15 protein-coding genes, 2 tRNA genes and 1 pseudogene are annotated in these 21709 nt (G+C 40.7%); 9 read left to right on the forward strand and 9 right to left on the reverse strand.

From position 1 onward, the window contains the following. Positions 1 to 81: 81 nt before the first annotated feature. The 3 genes from BHC43_RS10465 to tpiA form a co-directional block, all read right to left on the reverse strand. Positions 82 to 167: transfer RNA gene (locus tag BHC43_RS10465), tRNA-Leu, on the reverse strand. Positions 168 to 186: 19 nt separating this feature from the next. Next, positions 187 to 549, reverse strand: a complete 363-nt coding sequence (gene secG / locus BHC43_RS10470) for a preprotein translocase subunit SecG (RefSeq protein ID WP_100151827.1) — start codon at positions 547 to 549, stop codon at positions 187 to 189. Between the two features lie 14 nt (positions 550 to 563). After that, on the reverse strand, positions 564 to 1319 hold the full coding sequence (gene tpiA, locus BHC43_RS10475; RefSeq protein ID WP_180297488.1) for a triose-phosphate isomerase: 756 nt from the start codon (positions 1317 to 1319) through the stop codon (positions 564 to 566). A gap of 504 nt (positions 1320 to 1823) precedes the next feature. Between tpiA and BHC43_RS10480 the strand changes: the two genes are divergently transcribed. The 3 genes from BHC43_RS10480 (at position 1824) to BHC43_RS10490 (ending at position 3624) form a co-directional block, all read left to right on the forward strand. Next, positions 1824 to 2480, forward strand: coding sequence for a protein-L-isoaspartate O-methyltransferase family protein (locus BHC43_RS10480; protein WP_100140515.1), 657 nt, complete (start codon positions 1824 to 1826; stop codon positions 2478 to 2480). 355 nt (positions 2481 to 2835) lie between these two features. Beyond that, positions 2836 to 3063, forward strand: a complete 228-nt coding sequence (locus tag BHC43_RS10485; protein WP_100157339.1) for a ChaB family protein — start codon at positions 2836 to 2838, stop codon at positions 3061 to 3063. A gap of 237 nt (positions 3064 to 3300) precedes the next feature. Further along, positions 3301 to 3624 carry a rhodanese-like domain-containing protein gene (locus BHC43_RS10490; RefSeq protein WP_100157367.1) on the forward strand — a complete coding sequence of 108 codons (324 nt, stop codon included), beginning with the start codon at positions 3301 to 3303 and terminating at the stop codon, positions 3622 to 3624. A gap of 84 nt (positions 3625 to 3708) precedes the next feature. Here the strand turns inward: BHC43_RS10490 and BHC43_RS10495 are convergent, their stop codons facing one another. Next, positions 3709 to 3960 (reverse strand): hypothetical protein, encoded by a 252-nt coding sequence (locus BHC43_RS10495; RefSeq protein ID WP_100151829.1) that lies wholly within the window; start codon positions 3958 to 3960, stop codon positions 3709 to 3711. 258 nt (positions 3961 to 4218) lie between these two features. Next, a tRNA-Arg gene (locus BHC43_RS10505) sits at positions 4219 to 4294 on the reverse strand. Between the two features lie 917 nt (positions 4295 to 5211). Between BHC43_RS10505 and BHC43_RS10510 the strand changes: the two genes are divergently transcribed. The 4 genes from BHC43_RS10510 (at position 5212) to ubiG (ending at position 10513) form a co-directional block, all read left to right on the forward strand. Continuing rightward, positions 5212 to 6282, forward strand: coding sequence for a metallophosphoesterase (locus BHC43_RS10510; RefSeq protein WP_100157341.1), 1071 nt, complete (start codon positions 5212 to 5214; stop codon positions 6280 to 6282). Positions 6283 to 6572: 290 nt separating this feature from the next. Continuing rightward, positions 6573 to 7985 (forward strand): amino acid permease, encoded by a 1413-nt coding sequence (locus tag BHC43_RS10515; RefSeq protein WP_323811394.1) that lies wholly within the window; start codon positions 6573 to 6575, stop codon positions 7983 to 7985. 111 nt (positions 7986 to 8096) lie between these two features. Further along, positions 8097 to 9761: an ArnT family glycosyltransferase gene (locus tag BHC43_RS10520; RefSeq protein ID WP_100157342.1), complete on the forward strand. Its 1665-nt coding sequence runs from the start codon at positions 8097 to 8099 to the stop codon at positions 9759 to 9761. A gap of 2 nt (positions 9762 to 9763) precedes the next feature. After that, entirely contained in the window at positions 9764 to 10513 is a 750-nt protein-coding gene (gene ubiG, locus BHC43_RS10525) for a bifunctional 2-polyprenyl-6-hydroxyphenol methylase/3-demethylubiquinol 3-O-methyltransferase UbiG (protein ID WP_100157343.1), read from the forward strand. A gap of 79 nt (positions 10514 to 10592) precedes the next feature. Here the strand turns inward: ubiG and ubiT are convergent, their stop codons facing one another. The 3 genes from ubiT to ubiU are packed head-to-tail and all read right to left on the reverse strand — an operon-like array spanning position 10593 to position 12967. After that, positions 10593 to 11030, reverse strand: a complete 438-nt coding sequence (gene ubiT, locus BHC43_RS10530) for a ubiquinone anaerobic biosynthesis accessory factor UbiT (RefSeq protein ID WP_100157344.1) — start codon at positions 11028 to 11030, stop codon at positions 10593 to 10595. Continuing rightward, positions 11017 to 11940 carry a U32 family peptidase gene (locus BHC43_RS10535; RefSeq protein ID WP_100157345.1) on the reverse strand — a complete coding sequence of 308 codons (924 nt, stop codon included), beginning with the start codon at positions 11938 to 11940 and terminating at the stop codon, positions 11017 to 11019. Before BHC43_RS10535 ends, ubiT begins: the two co-directional genes overlap by 14 nt. Positions 11941 to 11956: 16 nt before the next feature. Continuing rightward, entirely contained in the window at positions 11957 to 12967 is a 1011-nt protein-coding gene (ubiU, locus tag BHC43_RS10540) for a ubiquinone anaerobic biosynthesis protein UbiU (protein WP_100157346.1), read from the reverse strand. A 591-nt stretch (positions 12968 to 13558) separates the two neighbouring features. On the opposite strand from ubiU, the pseudogene BHC43_RS11035 reads away from it, so the two are divergent. Beyond that, positions 13559 to 13696: pseudogene (locus BHC43_RS11035) on the forward strand (ClbS/DfsB family four-helix bundle protein); the annotation flags it as partial. Positions 13697 to 15091: 1395 nt separating this feature from the next. After that, positions 15092 to 15394, forward strand: a complete 303-nt coding sequence (locus BHC43_RS10550; protein WP_100157347.1) for a hypothetical protein — start codon at positions 15092 to 15094, stop codon at positions 15392 to 15394. A 236-nt stretch (positions 15395 to 15630) separates the two neighbouring features. Here BHC43_RS10550 and BHC43_RS10555 read toward each other — a convergent pair whose 3' ends face one another. Next, positions 15631 to 20289 carry a hypothetical protein gene (locus BHC43_RS10555; RefSeq protein ID WP_100157348.1) on the reverse strand — a complete coding sequence of 1553 codons (4659 nt, stop codon included), beginning with the start codon at positions 20287 to 20289 and terminating at the stop codon, positions 15631 to 15633. Positions 20290 to 21709: the final 1420 nt, after the last annotated feature.

A 21709-nucleotide genomic window follows, 5' to 3' on the forward strand; every position in this document is an offset into this window, starting at 1 on the left:
AATCAACAATACATATCAGCAATATTATTTTGCTAACTTGCATACCTAAATATGCTTGTTGTGAATTGTATGTTTCTAATATGGTGCCGACAACGAGAATCGAACTCGTACGACCTGAGGTCACCACCCCCTCAAGATGGCGTGTCTACCAATTTCACCATGTCGGCATGTAACTGTAAAAAATTCCTATTCCGGTATCAGCGGCTTCTGTGCCGGTTTCACCGGTACCGCCGGTGCACTGGCAGCTGCTGGCTTAGCCGGTACCACTACTTGCTGTTGCTTCACATTACTAAAATCCAAGCCGCTGTGGCGGTGCGTGGAAATATAGCCTAAAGCCAAGCAAGTAATAAAAAATATAGTGGCCGCAATCGCTGTGCTGCGGCTGAGAAAATTTGCATTGCCCGCAGCACCAAATACACCCTGAGCACTACCGGAACCAAATGCTGCGCCCGCATCCGCACCTTTGCCCTGCTGCATTAACACCAGCACAATAACACTCAGCGCCGCGAAAATATTCACGATTAAAATAAGGGTTTTGAATGCTTCCATGATATCAACTTTTATCAAGCAGGCGCATATGCAGCCTGAATAATAGCGGCAAAACTGTCAGCCTGCAACGAGGCTCCGCCAACCAGCGCACCATCAACATGTGGCACAGCCAGAATTTCAGCCGCGTTGCCAGCGTTGACACTACCGCCATAAAGGACGCGGATTTTAACATCTTCACCACACAAAGACAAGATTTGCTGATAAATCAGCTGATGCATCGCAGTGATCTGCGTTACAGACGGCACTTTGCCGGTACCAATCGCCCATACTGGTTCATAAGCCACCACCACTTCTCTCATCCCCAGACTGGCCAGCACATCCAGCTGTGCACTTACTACTACCTGCTCCTGTCCTTGTTCACGTTCAGCCAGTGTTTCCCCCACACACAGCACCGGCAGCAGGCCTGCTGCCATGCTGTTTTGCAGCTTAATCAGCAATTCTTGATTATCTTCGTGAAAATACTGCCGCCGCTCAGAGTGTCCGATCAGCACAAACTGCGCACCCACATCTGCCAGCATTTGCGCACTAACTTCTCCAGTAAAAGCACCGTTTGCAGCAAAACGGCTCACATCTTCCGCCCCTACCGCCAGCGATGTATCACGCGTGAATTCATTCACTCCGGCAAGATAAACATTCGGCACCGCCACACCACAGTAAACATGAGCCGCAGCTACATCTACTGGTTTCAGCAATGCTTGTAGCAGTTGCCGGTTTGCCGACTGACTGCCATTCATCTTCCAATTGCCGATTATCCATTTCTGCTGCCACATATTTTTTCCTTACTGACTATAGATTGGCTAACACTGAACAAAACAGTATATAGAGTATTTATCACACATACTGCAAACTGAAAGAGCTTGCAAACGGCGGCATTGTAACGGAAAATCACTACTTGCGTCCTATTAATATAATAAGTCAGAACCTACCGATTACCCCCTGTGCAGAGCCGCACTGCAGAAGATAAACAATAGATCTCTTCCGACTCCAAAGCTAAGCATTGCAGCATCACGCATCATTTATCTGACAAAACACTACAAACTGTGCTTTTTCGACATGTCGACATAACCTTACCCAATCACAATGAGCCTGCTCGTAGATATTCGTCTACACCGCAACTGTCTTTGCCCTATTGTCACAACGTAAATAGTTTTATAATCTTTCCGGGTCAAATTCATGTGGTGTACCCAATCCAACATCACATAACAATGTTTTTATAATACAAACCTACTTAATTACCCACCCGCCGCGCGGGTAATCAGCCTTTCGGAGCAGACATGGATTTCAATACCGCCCGCTATAACATGGTTGAGCAGCAAATCCGTCCATGGGACGTATTAAATTTCGACTTACTAGATGTATTATCCGATATTCCGCGTGAACGCTTTGTTCTGCCACAGCAACAGGAAGTAGCCTATACAGATCAGGCACTCGGACTGGCCAACGGTGGCAAAATGCTTGAGCCAAAAGTAGTCGCACGCATGATTCAGGCATTACAACTCAACCTCACCGATACCGTAGTAGAAATAGGTACCGGTTCTGGCTACGCCACGGCCATACTGGCAAAAATGGCCGGAAAAGTCATCTCTGTAGATATAGATGCCGAACAACAGCAGCGTGCTCAGTTCGTTCTCAGTGACCTTGACTACACCAATATCAGCTACAAAACCTGCGATGGATTAGCAGACAAGCTACCTGGCGCTCCATTTAGTGCCATTTACGTAGGCGGCTCCCTGCCTACCCTGCCTACCACCCTACTTGAGCAACTGGCTGAAGATGGCCGCATGGTAGCCATTATTGGTGAAGCGCCAGTAATGCGTGCCATTCTGTTTGAGCGCCAGAATAATCAGCTTAAAGAAACCGTACTGTTCGAAACCGTAGCACCTGCATTACACAGTCTGGAAACACCGACACCCAATCAATTCAGATTCTGATTCTATCGTTTCTTAAAAAGCAGCACTTGTAGCCATTACGGCAACGGTGCTGCCTGTGCATTCTCAAATTCAAATATCGCAGTATACTAACTTCTACGCCATATCTAGCACTTAGCTTTCAGCCAGCAAATCAACAGTCCAATCAGTATGCATACATACACCAAACAATATGTTTAACTTCTCTTGCATATTAATATCGGCTGCATCCGATCCATCCATCTGTCTGTCATCTTCCCTCTTTAGGTAATAAAAAATCAAAACCTAGTTAAAACAAAAACATAATTAGAAAAACTGATTGCATTAAGCCACTTATTGCGATTTACTAGGCTATAGAACCAAAATCGGGAGCAATATCATGCCTTATCAGCACCGCAGTGATCTACCTGCATCAGTACGGCACGCTTTACCGGAACATGCGCAAGACATATTCAAAGAAGCATTTAATCACGCCATAGCAGAATATCAGGATCCGAAAAAACGCCGCGATAATAGCGATGCAGAAACCATTGCCTTTCGAGTAGCATGGGCTGCTGTCGAAAAGGTTTATCATAAAGACAATGAAGGCAAATGGCAGCCTAAGTAAGCGCTCAATAGGCATACAACGAGACAGAATTCACGCAAAAATCCAGCCTTTTCGATACTGCCACTATAACCAAGCTAGCCAATAGTCTGAGCTACTGCCAGTTGTGCTGCATTGGCATATTCAGATAAACACAGGTATCATTTGATCCGGCTAACAAAGCAAATGCCTGCAGGCATACAGTCACATTATCAAATTAGATTAATATCCATACACATCACACAGAATCAATTTATTAATATGACCATTCAGACAATAAATGCAGCACAATTGCAGCAATGGCAGCAGCAAAAAAAAGATTTTGTCCTCCTTGACGTACGTGAAGACAACGAAGTCCAGTATGCAGCTATTCCTGGGTATTTCCATATTCCGATGAATATGATTCCCTTGCGCCAAAACGAATTACCGGACGATAAACCAATCGTAATTTACTGCCATCATGGCATGCGCAGCATGCAAGTAGCATTGTATTTACAGGATACCGGCTTCGAAAATCTTTATAATCTCAAGGGCGGCATCGATGCATGGTCAAGAGAAGTAGACTGCAACATACCCACCTACTAATTCCAGATTCGTAGTCTCGAAATCATTGGCTTTCAAAAAAAGGCACGCTTTAATTGAGCAACAATTATCTATATGGCATAATAATTATTGTTGCCTTAATTTTAGCTTGCTATCTATTAACAACACGCCAGCCAGCGTAAGTATCGTATCGATAGCAGAAATTGCCTTGAAAGATTTATGTAAAATAACCACCGCTGTAATAATCGTAATAGGTGGTACCAGTTGTGCACTCAATTTAGCAAAAAATATCAAGATCAAATTTTGCTTACAGATAGTAAAAATTTCAGAACTGATTAGAAAAAATCTAGCAACAGTACAAATAGCCACGTCCTGCATCAGCTTTAATCATAATATTACGAATAATTCAAACTAGACGCTATGTAGCCGCTCCCAACTGATACACAGCCACAATCAAACCTGAATCCGTACAACCCCTTATCGGTGCATTAATTACAATACAGTACATTTTTTCTGTAGCACTGTCTAAACCCTGCGTGTTAAAACTTATATTTTGTTTGAAATTTTGTTTTAAACAAATGTACAGGTAGCAAAATTTAAGGGTTTCAGCCATCCTGAAACCCTTAAATACTAACTTGGTGCACCCAACAGGGATCGAACCTGTGACCTCCGGCTTCGGAAACCGACACTCTTCCAACTGAGCTATAGGTGCAAATATACTAAAGAGGCCAGATTTTAGCTGAAATCAAGCAGCTTGGCAAAATCATTTACCAGCAAAAGCAATCAATCATACTAACAACCAATACTACTCAAAATAAGCAATTGAAATTAATATTTTAATTTCAGCAATAATCACGTCAATCCGAACACATCCCGGACAATAGTTAAATATAGAGGCATTAAATGCCAACGCAAATAACCGTTACCTTGTCCACATGCTAAAAGCGGCCGACACACTATCCGACAATTGCTATTAAGCATGCCCATATCTTCATCGACTCATTTCCAGAAAACACAAATAAATATATGCATATTGCAAAATACGTTATTACCAGATGTCAGGGCACGATATACCTTGATATTCAATTAACTATAAATATTATATTTCCTACTTGTTTGAGTTATTCAGAATGTTTCTAAACATCAAAGAGGGACCAACAAACGGAAAATAGCAGACTGGTAATAGCAATGAGTATGCGAAAGGCCTCCCAGCCAATGTTTAATAAAAGGTACTCACGGCATTGGAAACAAATATAAACGTTTAATGGAGTGGTCTAGAACACCTAAGTAGCTATTATGGAAAATAAAGCATTGAATTTATTTTTTCAGTGCAAAACAAACAGCCGATACGAGCGGATAAGTTTTCGTTTCTGTATATCTGCTTAGTAAATAATCTAACGGTAAATATCTAATTTTTAGTCAGCTTTGTCATTATTGATTATTTATACCTAAATCATTTCCATACACTTTTACTGACATTAATCATACATAAAAGGACATTTATAGCGGGAAATTGGCATACTTAAATATTTTGTGCTATGTTAATTGAATTTAGTTGATTAAATATTGTTTTAAAATAATAAATATTTGCACAGACAGCAGTCAGGTCTGTTAACACAGGCCATTAAAATGAAGTATTCTGATTTGAGTACCTTTATCCGCCCCTTACCGTCCAACACCGCGCTGGACGTGATTGGTGATGTTCATGGCGAGTGGGAAGCTTTACAGCAGTTATTACACTTTCTTGGCTACGATGATTACGGTCGCCATCAACACGGACGTAAGCTCGTGTTTGTTGGCGATTTATGCGACCGTGGGCCAAATAGCCCTGCTGTTCTTGACTGGGTGATACAGGCCGCCGCCTCTGAAAACGCATTTACCATTATCGGTAATCATGAACTCAACTTATTAATCAACGACCCCAAAGACGGAGCTGGCTGGTATTTTGATAACCGGCCACAGGATGAAGCACGGTTCGCGCCATGGCAGCACTATCCCGCTGCCCAACGCAGGCAATTACAGGAAACCATCGCACAATGGCCATTAATTCTGCAACGGGACGATTTGCGCATCGTTCACGCTGCGTGGTTGCCAGAAAGTATTAATAAATTACTAGAATGCGGTGAAACTTCTCTGGTAAAACAATATCATTACTGGGAAAACCGCTTCTTAGATGATTTCCGAAATACACAATGGTACGAGCCATATCAGCAGGAGCAGCAGCAATTAAATAAAGATTTGGAAAATGAGCACTATCCGATGACGTTTCAAGCAGGTACAGCCCATTATGACCTGCTACGCAGCTGCCACAATCCAATACGTGCGCTCACCAGCGGCATTCAGGCCATCACACAACAGCCTTTTTACATCAACGGCCGCTGGCGCTTCACGGTACGTAAACCGTGGTGGCAGCAGTATACCGACCCTGTGGCGGTAATAATTGGCCATTATTGGCGCAGCTGGTATGGCACCGGCGTAGCCGAACACCGCAAAGAACTATTTCAGGAGCCTCCTACACATTGGCTGGGGCAGCAACGTCAGGTATTTTGCGTGGATTTTTCCATTGGTGCACGCTGGCGGGAACGCAAAAAGGCCATTGCTGTAGCAGACAGCCAGATGCATCTGGCTGCACTGCGCTGGCCCGAAAATATAATTATGCTGAATAATGGTAAATATTATCATGGAGAGCGTTACCTCTGAATTCTCATGCCAGTAACGCACACAATTTGTTATAATAAAGACTTTTGCAACAAAACCCAGTATGCAAAAAGGATAAAAATATCCGGCATACGCTATTAAACCCTAAAATAGACAATCCATTCCGGTATGTCACACCGTACCTCCGGTGCGCGCCTGAAGTTGGCCGCAAGGTAGTACAGTTCTGCTCAATTACAACATACCGGCGCATATAATTACACATTATCAGAATGACAGACGCCAATTCCTCTTCCAACCAAGTTAAACGCCATCTGAAAACCCGCCATCTGTCAATGATTGCCATTGGCGGCAGTATTGGTACAGGCTTGTTTATGGCCAGTGGCAGCGCGATTCACGATGCCGGCCCTGGTGGCGCCTTACTGGCGTATATGGCCATCGGAATTATGGTGTATTTTCTCATGACCTCACTAGGCGAAATGGCCACTTACCTGCCTACTTCCGGTTCATTCTCAACTTATGCAGCCCGCTTTGTTGATCCGTCGCTGGGTTTTGCACTGGGCTGGAATTACTGGTTTAACTGGGTGATTACCGTTGCTGCAGACATCTCCATTGCCTCATTGGTGATTACCTACTGGGAACCATTGCGCTTTATGCCGGCATGGAGCTGGAGTTTGCTGTTCTTTGCTCTGGTGTTTCTGCTCAATATACTGTCTGTACGCGCCTATGGTGAATCAGAATACTGGTTTGCTCTCATTAAAGTAGTCACAGTAATTGTGTTTCTCGGCGTTGGCGTGCTGACCATATTCGGCATTCTTGGCGGTCAATATGTCGGCCTGAGCAACTTCACCATTGGCGATGCACCGATACTCGGACATGGCTGGTCGGGTGGTTTCTTTACCGTACTCGGTGTATTCTTGATTGCCGGATTTTCATTTCAGGGCACCGAGCTCATCGGCATTACCGCCGGCGAATCAGAAAACCCGCAGGAAAGCATTCCCAAAGCCATCAAACAAGTGTTTTGGCGTATTTTGATTTTCTATATTCTAGCCATGTTAGTAATTGGCCTACTGATTCCTTATAACAGTGATGCCTTACTCGGTGCTGACGTGGATCAGGTTGCCAAATCACCGTTTACACTTGTGTTTGAGCGCGCTGGGCTGGCTTTTGCCGCTGCCGTGATGAATACCGTTATTCTCACTTCCATCCTGTCTGCCGGTAATTCTGGCCTGTATGCTTCTACTCGTATGTTGTACGCCATGGGTAAAGATGGCATGGCACACCGGCGCTTTTCAGCAGTCAACCAGCGCGGCGTGCCCGTATTGGCTTTGCTGGCTACAGCCATTGTCGTATTGGCAATTTTTTTGCTAGAAAGTGTGGACGAAGGTGCATACGAGTACATCGTAGCCGCTTCTGGTCTGACTGGTTTTATTGCTTGGCTAGGCATAGCCATCAGTCACTACCGTTTTCGCCGCGCCTTTGTGCAGCAAGGTAACGACATCAATTCACTGGTTTATCGCGCTAAATGGTTTCCATTTGGCCCCATTCTGGCGCTATTACTGTGTATTCTGGTGATTATCGGACAAGACAGCCAATTATTACTACATGGTGACTTCAAATGGCAGCGTTTTGCTATTACCTATATGGGTCTACCAGTATTTGCTGCCTTTTACCTGTATCACAAACTTCGCTACCGTACTCGCAAAGTACCACTGACACAGGTGAATCTAAGCAAACACCTTGATTAGGATTAATTTTCGCCCTAATCATCGTAGCCACAGGCAGCCTCATCTGGCTGCCTACTGCATTTTCCGCTAACATAAAGCCTTATATCACCCCTAAACAGCTGTTAATCACCTATGCTCACCTATACACCCAGCAAACCCAGCTCACAAAGCATGAATAAAAAGCGTTCATGGCTTTGGTTGTTACTGGTATTCGTGTGGCTCTGGCCGGGGGTATTGCATCATGATTTATGGACACCAGGTGAACCTTATCTGTTCACCACCGCCAGCCAGTGGCACAAAGCGCACTGGGCAGTTCCCACTATTTTTGGCGAAATAAACTGGGAAGCCTCCCCACTCTATATTTGGTTGTCTGCCCTATGCCAACATTTATTTAGCCCCAACCAAATGGACGCCTTTGAAGCCACGCGTCTAACCAATGTCATTTTGATTGTGTGTACGTTTGCCTGCATCGGCGGCTCCGGACGCCAGTTTCTTGGTCGTGGCTACGGACGCATCACCATTCTCATATTACTCGGCTGTACTGGGATTCTAATACCGGCTCATTTTATCAACGACAGCATTATCCTATTTCTTGGTTCCGCCATGTGCTGGTATGGTTTTTCCCTGTCCGATCGTCGCATCATGATGGCCTGCATGATGCTGGGCGGTGGCTGGGCCGTACTGTCTCTGACCGGCAGCCTATTGTGGCCATTACTGCTGATGCTGGTAGCATTCAGCTTACTTTTATACCCTCAGTGGCGTCGCCGGCGCTATTATCTAGTTTTACTGATATCCCTGCTCTGTGCCTTACCTCTAATGATAGTTTGGCCACTTGCTCTGCATCAGACCGCTACCAATATTTTTAATCTGTGGTGGCAGTATCATGCTTTGGCACCTTTAGGTGGTTTTCAACATCAAGAAGTACACTTCTCGCTCGGATACTATTTAAAAAATTTGCTTTGGTTTGCCTTTCCTGCATGGCCTCTGGCCATCTGGACTGCTACGCGCGGCAAGCTAAAAAAACAACGCTGGGGCGTGCTTGCTATCGTATGGCTAAGTCTATGCCTACCAGTTTTTGCCTTGCTGCCGCTGCAATATCAGGATTTATTGGTAATCGTGCTGCCACCTCTGGCCTTACTCGGAGCCGCCCAGCTGGATGCATTGCGTCGCGGAGCCATCGCCTTCCTCAACTGGTTTGGCATCATGGCTTTTGGCTTTCTGGCACTTTTCCTCTGGCTTGGCTTCATCGCCATGAATTATGGCTGGCCGGCCAAACTAGCTGCCCGTGCCGTTTATTTCAGCCCCTATTACCGCTACGATGTCAATTACTTTCCCTTGATTGTCGCTTGCGTGTTGACACCACTATGGCTATGGGCCATTACCCGCCAGCATATTCGAGGCCGACAAGCAGTAACCAACTGGGCAGCCGGAGTTTTATTAGTATGGTCACTGCTATTGACCCTGTTTTTGCCTTGGCTGGATGCGGCCAAATCGGCACGGCCAGTGGTTCAGCAGATGGAAAACAGCCTGAGCAAGCAGCAGTTACAGGCATTCAGCGACCGGCATGCCTGCATCAGCATCAATCACGACAATTTCAGTACCCGCATTGCCTGGCAGCAATATAGCTGGATACCTTTGCAGGCAGATAATCCTGAGTGTGAATACCGTTTAGTGACCCGCGACCCCAAAGCCGAACCTCCGCAACCATGGCATGAAATATGGTCAGGAGCACGCCCGCGTGAAAAAAACAATATCATTGCCTTGTGGGCTAAAACCACCGCAACCAAGGAAAAATAATCATGAATACCCCAACTCAGGAACATACTCATCTTCCGGCCGCGCCAGCCAACGTTGATGCTAGCGAAATCGACAAATTCAGCCAGCTCGCGCACAAATGGTGGGATAAAAACAGTGAATTCAAACCATTACACGACATTAATCCCTTACGTCTCGAATTTATCGACCGCTATGCTCGACTGGCAGGCAAAAAAATTCTGGATGTAGGCTGTGGAGGCGGTATTCTAAGTGAAGCCATGGCCAAAGCAGGCGCCAGCAGCGTGACTGGCATCGATTTAGCCGGTAAATCGCTCAAAATAGCCCAGTTGCACGCCATGCAGGAGCAAATCAGCAATGTAAGCTATCGTAAAGTCAGTGTAGAAGATTTAGCCGCAGAAATGCCTGCCAGCTTTGGTGCCGTTACATGTATGGAAATGCTGGAACACGTTCCTGATCCTGGCAGCGTAGTCAGAGCTTGTGCCGAACTGACGGAACCCGGCGGAGTTGTTTGTTTCTCCACCATCAATCGCAACACAAAATCCTATTTGCAAGCCATCATTGCCGCCGAACACATTTTACAACTGATGCCCCGTGGCACCCATGATCACCACAAATTCATCACACCGGCCGAGCTGGCGCGTCTGTGCCGGCAGGCTGGTCTTGAATGGCTGGGCAGCAGCGGTTTCACATATAATCCGCTAACCAAACACTATCATCTTACCGAAAACCTAGACGTCAACTACATGATAGCCTGCCGTCGTCCGGTGAACTAATCATCTACTTTAAACTATAAAGCCGGTATCGACATGATACCGGCCACAGAATTATCTTCATTACATCAAGAAAACAGACTCATTGCTTTACCAACGATTTCATCATCGGAATAGTCGACCAATCTATACTATCAAGCAAATTCTTTACAATCAGCCCAAGCTCCGTGTCACCCTCAATTTTTAACCGACGATTAAAAAACAGCGTATCCGGGTCTTCCTGCCGTAACAACATCTTCATAAAATCAGCAGTATTTGCGCTCAGACACAAATCCACGTCAGCACTAACATCTGAGACCATAAACCGCTGCTCAGAAGCAGTGAAAAATAGATTTAATCCCAAGTCAGCCACCTCAACCCGAAATAAACATCCGGCTAGCAACGACATATCAGCCAGCAAAATTTCTCTTTTTAGCAGCTGATTCAACGTCTGTACCAGCAACCATGCCGGCGGTTTAGCCGGCAACCTTTCCACCACATTTTTCAGCAATCCCGGCATTACCCTGTCAGGTATTTGCATACATCACCTCTTTACATTGATTCATTCCAGCCTTGCCCTGCCAATAGCCATTTACCAGTGCACCACTGGCATACCCTTTGAGCTCAGACAAAGCCGTTTCTGTTTCCAGTACACCAGCCATCACCTGCTGATGTAGCCGTATCGTATCCACCATATGTTGTGCTTGTGGAGAAAGCCTAAAACGGTTTACCCCAATTGCCTGCAATTGCTGATATTGTGCCAGTAAAGAATGACAACCAGCAGACATTGTCTGTATACCATTAATCGTCAAAAAAGCCTGCTGCTCACGCGTCAGCATTGGTAAACCGTCTGCATGCTCCAAGCATTTAAATTCACAACTGTCCTTTTTCAGATTGTAATGGCGCGCCGTAAAACAGCGAGAAGAATAAGCCAGCGGCATTCTCCCCCAGCCAAACACCTCACAGTTTACATCCGGTACCGCCGCAATCATCTGCTCCAGCCGACTGGCTGACAGCTCAATTGAAGCCACCCAGCGTTTAGCGCCAAGCGACTGCATTAACGCCAGCGTTTGCTCGTTATAAATATTCAATGCCTGTCCGGCGACAAAAGAAATTCCTTTAGCATGCAACAACCGTACAGCAGCAAGGTCATTAGCCTCTACACAGAAATCTTCCTGCTCCACCAACTTACGCAAACGTTTTAAATCAGACTCACTTTCCAATAGCACCTGTGAAGACAGCACCACTTCACAGCCACCAGCCGCCACATCGCGCGCCAAATCAATCCAGTCTGCTACTTTCAACTCCTGCCGGCGCGAGCATACCGTTTCACCCATATAAACTGTGGCTAGCGGTTCACCAATCAGCTGCTGATAAAATTCCACAATCTGCTGCTTGTGCCAAAAAAACAAAATCGGCCCTAGAGACAAAGCCAGCTTATCTCGTTGCATCACTCACACCCCTTCATCACTTCCACGGCCGGTTATACGCTCCAAGCGTCACCTGCTGTCCTTCAGAAACCTTAGCCAACGCCTGCTGCCACTGCGGCTGCACCGTAAACGATTCAGGACACTGTACCGCCAAATCAAGCGCCTGCCGCAATACCTTCGTTACCTGCGCCGTATATGCCGGACTGCGCTGCCGTCCCTCCACCTTAATTGCCGCCACACCCATGGCTAACAACTGCGGTAAAATCTCCAGCACATTCAGGCTTGTCGGCTCTTCCAATGCATAATAGGTTTCATCATTTACCAGAAAACGCCCTTTGCACAAAGTCGGATAACCAGCTGGCTCGTCTGCTGCATACTGATCGATTAGAATATTATTTAAGCGTGCGTTCATCCTTGCTGCCTGCTGCTCCCAGCGCACGTATTTTGCCGGTGAGCACACCCCAAACGTATTTGGAGATTCACCCGTCACATAGCTAGACAGTAAGCAGCGCCCCTCCACCATCACACACAGGCTGCCAAAGCCAAATACCTCAATTTCTACTGAAGTATGCTTAATCACCTGCTCCACCTGCGGCAGTGTCAGCACTCGCGGCAACACTACCCGCCGGATACCAAACAGCTCTTGGGCCAGATTAATTGCTTCATAATTAGTTGCCGAACCCTGCACAGACATATGCAGCGCCAGTTGTGGATGCGTCTTGTGTGCATATTTAAGCAATCCAAAGTCCGCCAGAATCACCGCATCCACGCCAATTTCGGCAGCCGTATCTACCGCCTGCTGCCATTTTCTTACTTCTCCTGCCTGTGCATAGGTATTTATCGCCATCAACACCTTACGCCCATGCCGGTGCGCATATGTAATTCCCTCTACCGCAGACTTAGAGTCAAAATTCAGACCAGCAAAATTTCGCGCATTGGTTGCATCCTTCAGCCCCATATAGACCGTATCCGCACCATGATCTATCGCCATCTTCAACGCCGGCAGATTACCAGCCGGACACACCAATTCGGGAATCTTCCTATTCATTCGCCCCCACCAACATCAAAAAACATCGATTAATCGCCTGCAAAAGCAGCATATACCGCTACCTACCACTTACAGACCCTAGAATTTGTACAAACACAAGATTAGAACAGTTAACCCAAAATGATTTATTGACACGAAACAAGCAAAAATAGAATAAAAAAAGTAATTAATATTAATTTAAAATACAAAACACAATTAAATATTAATTTTAATAATCCTAACCAGCCAAACCCAGCACTTGCCTAGCAACCTAATAAACCATCACTTCATCGCAAATCAACACTTCAGCTTTTATCTTCAAATAAAATGATGAAAAACCCATAATTCATAAAAATTATAAAAAACAAATAATTAAACAAATTGCGAGAACAACAAGACCATACCAGAATCCAAAAGTCAGTTGATTAAAGCAATCAATCAAAACTACACCCTATTAACCAAGAAACTGGCCGCTGTCCCTGAAGAAATCGCCTATCAACCACTCATGGAAGCACATGCCAAAGGGCGACGATGAATGCAGCCAATTAGTTTCTTATTTAATTGGCTGGGGGCAAATTGGTACTGATTTGTCATAAATAAGAACAACAGGGACAGGAAATTATTTTTTCCGAAGCGTGCTATAAATGGAATCAACTCAGTTTATTAGCACAGAAATTTTATCAGGACTATCAGCATATAACCGATTTCAAACAGCTATTGTGTCTACTTGAAAAAACAAACAAGAAATGATTACTTATAGAAAGCTTTATTAACGAAGCACTTTATGGGAGACCTCGATATGAAAAACATACCCATGGTCGCATGATACAGTTTAACACCGCTTCACTTTATAAAATGCTGCCGAACGTCTAAACAAATTAATCAAACAAATCGGACACAAATAATCGCTGTCATTATGAAAAATATCATTTTTATACAATTACTTTTGTAGCTGATTACACCTTATACAAGCACAGTACAAGAATACCTGTGAAAAACTTATTATGATTACGCTACCGACCTGCTTATACAGCCAGCTCTATAACTTGCAGATTGAAATCGTTTACCATCAAACTACTTCTTCACAACTTGCTCGAAATAGCTTGCACAAATAAATCGCGTATTTCTTTACCTTAATCTTTTAACATCTGTGATCCTTGATTTATCCTGCACAGTAAAGTAATCAAATTAGAATAATGTTAAATATTCAGCCTTAAATCAGCATAAACAAACCGGCACAACTCAACATTTAATTAACAGATACAAAAAACAGTACTAAAATTTGTAGCTATTATTTTTAACTAAAAATAAGTGCTTCAGAAATCGCAAAAAAATGGCCTAAAGATTAATTGATTTAAACACGCAGGTTTCAGGTTAAAAATTTTCTAAAGGTAATGAAACAATTATTTTATTTATAACCATATAATTAGCCAGACAATAATCAATTTATCTATCAGTTAATTATTACATTCAGCAACGTGATAGATCACAAAATAAACTTAGCCTTCAGCCGCACGCCAATTAATATAAAATATCAACATTTTTTAGCGTAAAACCAGCTACAATAAAAAACTTCAAACACTAAAACTGACCAAAATTTATAAACATAAGAATTAACAAATCTATTATTAATCATCAGATTATCTAATCACAGAAAGCCATTGAAAGCATAAAATTATGTCTACCGGCACATACACTTTATTCAAGCTTCAATTACAATTTTATAAAATAGTCTTAAATAACATGATAAGCACAAGGTTTATTACTTCTTCAATCGATAAAACAGTATAAATACTCAAACAATGATAATCAAAATAATACTTTGCTAAATAAAATCTTTTTTACAAAATCGTAAATTAAACCAATTCAATCTAAATAACTTAGTATTCACCAAGTGCTGGCCGATTATCAGATAATCAAACGTATATCGACAATATTTTTACACCAAATTAATATGATAATCGTTATGTTCAATAACATAACCAGTTTTGGAAGGCTGATTAGTATGACGGAATAAAATCGCTTAAAAATTTGAAACGTTTTTTCTGTACCCAAATCATTATTCAATTACAGAAAAGAATAGTGTGACAAAGGTTAAAACCTTCAATTTCTTACTATCTTTCGCTGAATTAAAAGAGGCCGTAAATGAGCACTAATATTATCTTCCAAATTGGTCTATATAACGGCGTCAGCATGCTGCTGAACAATGCCAGCCAAATCGCCATTCTGCAAAATTCTCATTTAACTAACAATAGCAAAGCCCAGCAACTAAACCAGCTACAACTCACCGAAATCCTCGACTGCTGCCTTGCCAGAGCCGTACCAGCTTTGCTATTCTCACCGAAACGCTGGGCAAAATTCTGCACGAATATAACCACCAACCCAACCATAACTGGTTGGTCACTACAGAAGAATTGCTGGAATTTAGCACCCTTCTTAATACCTTGATCGGAAGTCTCACTACCAGTATCAGCAACATCGAAACTCAGGCCAACTTCTTCATAAATCCTAAAACCGGCCTGATAAGCCGAAACTGCCTATAGCTACAGCTACAGGCAGTTTTGCAATTTCGCTATTTTTAATAAACTCAAACTAGGCCAATGATTAACAAAAAACTAAATTTAACTTATTAAAGTCATTCTTGCATAGAAAGGGATTAATTAAAATATTAATCGAACCAGCTATCAGGCCAGAACACCTATATCTAGACTCTGCGTTAATTTTAACGCCGTAAAAGGTTTCAATTTAAATAATTTATCATAAATATCCAGACATTTTGTTAAGGTATTTATATCTTCATCTTCCATGGCTTCATCATATATTCTTTGCACCACTGTTATCAAATTTGATTCATGATACCAAGGTTCTAGAATATCTTTATCCTGATATCGGCGAGAAATATTTTCTACCAAATTTAGTAATAAAGGACACAAATCAGCTAGTTTTCCAGGGTAATTTTTAATCGCCCAACTTAGCTCAAAGATACAATGTATTGCCACGCGTGATTTAACAAAAATAAAGAATAATTTGTTTAAATTGTTTTTTTTCCAATAATTTTCTTTTAATATACACACACCCACTTCTTTAGCTATCTCCAGATTATCATCATTCAACAACAACTCATAGGCATATTCAATTTTATTTATGTAATCATGATATTGATCTTTTTCCAGTACTTCAATAATAAAATCTGCATATCCTTTTCTTAAAATACTGTCTCCTTTCAGCACTTGCTCTAACTCTTTGGTAAATAAATTTTTTAAAAACCAACGTTTATATATTTGTTTAGCAGCTTCCTTTCTAACATCCTCAATATCTGAACCCAGCATGACTAACACTAATTCGGTATATTGAGGTTGATAGTTTCCGTCAAAACCTACATCGAAAAAATAATGCGCTCTACAAATTAAACTTAACCAGATATCCCGATAACAAGCTGAGATAAATTGTTCATGAGCATAATTTGCATCGTAATTAAGCATCGGCAGTAAGAGCTCAATAACCGTAACTCTCACCGCAGGATGATTATCATTTCTGGCCAAAGTAATCATTTCAATATGATTCAGAGCAAATTCTTTATTTATATAGAATCTGGATGCTATACCATGAAAAGCCACACTTCGAACATAATTTTGGGAATCCTGCCAAATTCTATTGGAATATACCAAATCATTTTCATGGATATTATTATCATTAAAGGATGATTTTTCAGGGTTATCTGAAAATTTAGCTAAATAAGTCAGCTTATCAATGTACAGTTTTGAGAAACACTCTACCCGCCTAGCAATTAGCTTAACCAAACTCAATACAGGCTTTTTATGGTAAAAATGCAAAATAACCTGCTCTAATAAATCATCTGGACACGGCTGCCATTCAGATTGGAATTTTTCGTCTACATTATTTCTGGCAGAATTTATCAAACCATTAAATAAAGCATCAATAAATTCTTCATCGATAGTTTTTGGCAAGGTTAAAGCCAAGCGAGCAAACCTTGATGGCTGATTGCGTACATTAGTTTCAAAATCATGAGCGTAATTTTTGATATTGGACTCAGTCAATTGATTTTCACTTTTCTGATTCCATTTATTAGAATTTAATCTGGCAATAGGTGTTAAAATCAATTTGCGCCAGCTATTATCTGATAAAATTTTTTCTTTTGGTAAAGGGGAACTTACCCAGCCTCCAAACTCTTTCACTATATAACCATGATTTATATTTTTGTAATTGCCGAATTTTCTTTGCAAGACAGCAATTAATTCTTTCGTTTTAATACTTTTTCTGTGCTCGTCAAGTTGTGACAACAAAATAAATTGTGCCTTACCCCAATAATGTTCATATTTGCCATGTTTTCTACTAGCCAGAATTGATTTTATATCATTAATATTCCTAGATGGCGGAAGGTAATAAATTGTTTGCTCTAACAGCTTAATTAATTCATCAGAACAATCAGGAGAAAATTTTTCAATTAGTTTTCCAGCGAGATTCCATTCAGATTCATACCAAAAATTCCCACAGCATAACCTCTTTGGTTTTATTAACAACCAATTCAACACCATATCAGCATATTCACTTGAAAGATTAAGTAGCATATTAGCCATTATATGTATCAAGATAGGATTTGAAGTATTCAAGTATGGGTTAGTCAGTACAAAAAGCTGGTAAGGCTTGCTTTGTAACTCTTTGCCAGCCACTTCAAGCAACTCAAATATCGTTCGTTGTATACTGGTTTTATGCCCAATTGGCTTCTGTAACTGATAAAACCATTTATCAACAACTTTTTTTTCAGAGTTGTCTGCAAAAATAGGATTTATATATTCCAGAAGAAATTTGGTTACAGCTTGAGGTTCAAGCTTGGCCAGTTCCATCACAAATTTTGTAGTCTGTTCAGGCCAGTTACAGTTGTTTGAGTCCAATGTATTTCTATCATAATTATCAGAATCCGTTATTGCACATAAATCAGCCCAATATATATCCAGTATCATACGGATTAACAGCAAAGCCCGTTGTGGATTTTTTTTTGCCAGTATTTTCCAGTTGACATTTTCTGGCGTATAACCTTTTTTAATCAGTTTTTTTCTAAATTCAAACAGCACATCAGCATCATTTTCTAAATCCTTTGGCAATGTTCTGCGGATTATATTGTCTAACTGCTCGGACTGACCGATTAAAGGAGTAATTTCATTAACTACTGAATTCGGTATATCCCGAACCACTGAAAACAACAGATTAATACTTAAAATAGATAGATTGTCTTCACTACTATGTAACCATTTAGCAATATATTTTTTTTCAATTAGATATTTAATAATATAACTATTACTAATGCAACCATTCAGCAAAAATTGCTCACAAAATTGTGGTTCAGCAATGATTGTGTCAACCAATTGGCGCGCTGGATATTTCAATTCTTGAATTTCCTTTATACAGCATAAAATCAGATGTTTTAAATGAAACCTGACATTTTCAGCAAATAAAATAGTTTCTACACATTTACAAAAACTCTGCTGATTGGTTTGCAGCAACAAATTCATGGCATATTTCAACTGTTCTCTTCTGGTCAGCATCTGCTCTTCCTTAGCCCCAAGGGCAACCAGTAACTTTGCAGGAGAATTCAAAGCCGTCTGAAATAAAGCATTACCTACACGATAATCCAGCAATGCCTGATGGCGAAAGCTGATCTGGTTATTCTGGCTACTGAGCAATCCAACTGATATCAATGCACTAAGCTCTCCATTGCCGGCTACAACGATATTTTCTGCTATAGATAAACAATTATTGCTTATCAGTATGTCGATGATTCTGTCTACTTGTGCTAAGGCTGCGGACACATCTACACCGCATTGTTTCACTTCCTGCATGCGGTTATCCCAGAATTTTTTCACCAGTTCCAGTTTATTATCAAATTTTGGTGCAGATTGAATGCGCTTTGCAATAGCCAGATAGAAACCAAGCCATAAAGGGATACTTAAAATTCGTTTCTTTTCTATTGTTAGCACGGAATAATTCTCATAACCTGCTATTTTTTCACTTACTGTAGCTGCACTTAATTCTGATACTTTGATTTTGGCACATTCTTTATCAATACTTTCTATCCATCCCGATAAAGCAATATCTTCATACATATCAAATGTTCTTGCGGCCAAAACCACACTGATATTGATACCTTTTTTTCTTAGTTCGATTATAGATTGAACAAACTGACGGCAAATTTCCAGAGCCTGACAAGAGTGTACGGTTGTCCAGCGTATGGCATCAAGCTGATCAAGGATAAACACAATTTGCTTACCCGCGGCAAATTTTTTCACACACACTGCCGGCGATGAGATGAAACCGAGTGCTTTGCCAAATTCAGTCAAATTATTTTCCGGCCGCCTTCTGTCTAGCCGTACGGGAATTGACACAATATTTTGTTGCTGTAAATAGTCATGCAGTTGCAATAACAACACACTTTTTCCCATTCCGGCCTCAGCAGTAAGCAAGGTGACAGCATGATGATTGACTGAAGCAATAAGCTGCTTTACTTCATCTTTCTGAATAATGGCTCCATCAATTAAAAACGGGCGTAAAGAGTTTTCAAATTCAGAGGATAGTTTAATAACTACCGTGCTGACTCGTTTATCGTCATTAAAAGTAGTTCTTTCAAACCCTGCTTTCTGTAAATCCTGATGTAAACTAAAAGAAGTTATTTGCTGGCGCAGCTTATTATTATCAGTTGTATAGTGTTTAAGAAATTCGAATAACGATTTCAAATTAAATGAATCAGCTGAGTATAAAAGAGAAATTTTTCCTAGCAGACTGTCCAGAACGTTCTCATTAAAAATGAACTGTTCAATTTTAAATTTTTTCAAGAAAACAATTGCTGTGTTGATATCTGATGGATTATTAATATCCAGATTCAAATAATCGCATAACTGTTGAAAAAATTTTTCTCGCCGTTTATTAGTATTAATCTGATAGCGCAAAAAATCATTTGCATACCCGTTACTATTAAGTGCACTGTCTCTTAGATCACTTAAGTGTTTACAGCTTAAAGGAGAAACCAGATGATATTCAGTGTTTGTTCTCTTTATCTGATATAATGCATTGGATAAAATTTCTGCATTATGCAAATGGCTTAGCGTCCAATATTCACTTTCTCCTTTACTGGATTTACACTGATGATGTTCAGTTGTTCCATCATGATTTCCAATAACTAAATCCACCCCTGGCTCATCCTGACCAATTGGTTCTACAATAACCCAAGCAATTTTTTCTTCTAGCAGCCGCACCAGCTGATAGGCAACCCAATTCGTTTCATATCGATTGCCCAATTTCTCCGCATATCCACCTCGTTCCAAAGCCATATTCTTTATCCCAAATAACAATATGGATTAATAATGCTGGTGTTGATTTAAATTTACAAGTAATACATCTAACTATATAAAAAATTTGGGAAATGGAATAACGGAAAAAATTTTTAAATTATTTCAGCTCATGAAAATTTAACAATGTAAAAATTACTTTTCATGAAACAGGAAAATTTTACCACATACAATAGCTGTAATTATCTCGATTAATTGTGGAGATTCTCCTTAGTAATTCATTTAAGTTATTTTCAAACATCTGTACTCACTAATATCTAACTAATTATGTATTAATTTATAAAATCTTTTCCTTAGATTTTTTAATATATTTATCTATTTTTTTCTATTCATTTACATAAAAAATTAATATTCAGATATCCACCATTATCATTAAGATATCCAATATTGAATATAGCTCAAACTACACATACTCGTTCTCTTACATTTTGTTTGTTATTTGCTTGCTTTTCAAGGTTTTCATTGGTAATGACTACTCTAATAGTATTAATTCTTCTATGAGTAAAACAGGTTTGGTAATATTTATCCTTACTTAAGTTTTTAGCTTAATTGTTAATATATTTATAAATATATGCCTTGATTTTGTACATTTCGTTTTCATTTTTTAGTAACATTGATTTAATAATCAACCAAATTGAAGACACTTTCTTGGCTTATCCAATAAGTGGCAAGATAATCATTTAGTAGTTAAACCCTTTTCTCTTAATCTATACAGATGATTAAAAAACTGTTGGGTAAAAGCGTTTAAAACTAATTTTTGTATTCTAAAACAATTAAACAATAATAAATTTGTTAAAACACATATTATGCTGATAAAACGCATAACTTTTCTCTACGTATTCATTATGCGTTTTATCATTTTTCTCTATTTTTCAACTAAAGTAGGTTTTACTAATATAGGTTTTGAAGGATTTATTTTATTCAAATTATGGTTTGGACCATCAATCCACTTATCATTGAAATCTTTAAAATATGGATTTTCATTTTTTCTTTCTCCTGTAAGATTACCATTTGCGTCAATATTTCTCCCTTTTTCATCTATTAGTTTTTGATTAGGTATTTCACCAAAATAACTACTATGAGAATACATAAACCACTTATCCTCTACTCCACCAGTGGGTGAATTACCTCCCATCGTAAACCAAGTGCGTAAAAATGCCAAAGGACTTCTACCAACAAAATCGCTGTAATGCACAGCTGAAGAGGCTTGACTTCCTTCAAAACCATTCAATACTAACTGATTCGCATAATCAGGAACATAGGTTGCTGTTCCAAAAAATCTTGCTTCCCTTATTGGTATTCCCGTTAAGCCGTTGCGATTAGCATTTTGTAAAGCATTACTAGCTGTTAATCCGCCTCTGCTATGACTACTTATGTCTAATAAATACCCCTTGTCTTTTAC

Origin of the sequence: Snodgrassella alvi (assembly GCF_002777855.1) — a bacterium.
GTDB lineage: Bacteria > Pseudomonadota > Gammaproteobacteria > Burkholderiales > Neisseriaceae > Snodgrassella > Snodgrassella alvi_E.

What these genes read in the sequence shown, in the direction of transcription:
- secG (WP_100151827.1), bottom strand. Translation starts at nt 549, where the DNA reads ATGGAAGCATTCAAAACCCTTATTTTAATCGTGAATATTTTCGCGGCG.
- tpiA (WP_180297488.1), bottom strand. Translation starts at nt 1,319, where the DNA reads ATGTGGCAGCAGAAATGGATAATCGGCAATTGGAAGATGAATGGCAGT.
- BHC43_RS10480 (WP_100140515.1), top strand. Translation starts at nt 1,824, where the DNA reads ATGGATTTCAATACCGCCCGCTATAACATGGTTGAGCAGCAAATCCGT.
- BHC43_RS10485 (WP_100157339.1), top strand. Translation starts at nt 2,836, where the DNA reads ATGCCTTATCAGCACCGCAGTGATCTACCTGCATCAGTACGGCACGCT.
- BHC43_RS10490 (WP_100157367.1), top strand. Translation starts at nt 3,301, where the DNA reads ATGACCATTCAGACAATAAATGCAGCACAATTGCAGCAATGGCAGCAG.
- BHC43_RS10495 (WP_100151829.1), bottom strand. Translation starts at nt 3,960, where the DNA reads ATGCAGGACGTGGCTATTTGTACTGTTGCTAGATTTTTTCTAATCAGT.
- BHC43_RS10510 (WP_100157341.1), top strand. Translation starts at nt 5,212, where the DNA reads ATGAAGTATTCTGATTTGAGTACCTTTATCCGCCCCTTACCGTCCAAC.
- BHC43_RS10515 (WP_323811394.1), top strand. Translation starts at nt 6,573, where the DNA reads ATGATTGCCATTGGCGGCAGTATTGGTACAGGCTTGTTTATGGCCAGT.
- BHC43_RS10520 (WP_100157342.1), top strand. Translation starts at nt 8,097, where the DNA reads ATGCTCACCTATACACCCAGCAAACCCAGCTCACAAAGCATGAATAAA.
- ubiG (WP_100157343.1), top strand. Translation starts at nt 9,764, where the DNA reads ATGAATACCCCAACTCAGGAACATACTCATCTTCCGGCCGCGCCAGCC.
- ubiT (WP_100157344.1), bottom strand. Translation starts at nt 11,030, where the DNA reads ATGCAAATACCTGACAGGGTAATGCCGGGATTGCTGAAAAATGTGGTG.
- BHC43_RS10535 (WP_100157345.1), bottom strand. Translation starts at nt 11,940, where the DNA reads ATGCAACGAGATAAGCTGGCTTTGTCTCTAGGGCCGATTTTGTTTTTT.
- ubiU (WP_100157346.1), bottom strand. Translation starts at nt 12,967, where the DNA reads ATGAATAGGAAGATTCCCGAATTGGTGTGTCCGGCTGGTAATCTGCCG.
- BHC43_RS10550 (WP_100157347.1), top strand. Translation starts at nt 15,092, where the DNA reads ATGAGCACTAATATTATCTTCCAAATTGGTCTATATAACGGCGTCAGC.
- BHC43_RS10555 (WP_100157348.1), bottom strand. Translation starts at nt 20,289, where the DNA reads ATGGCTTTGGAACGAGGTGGATATGCGGAGAAATTGGGCAATCGATAT.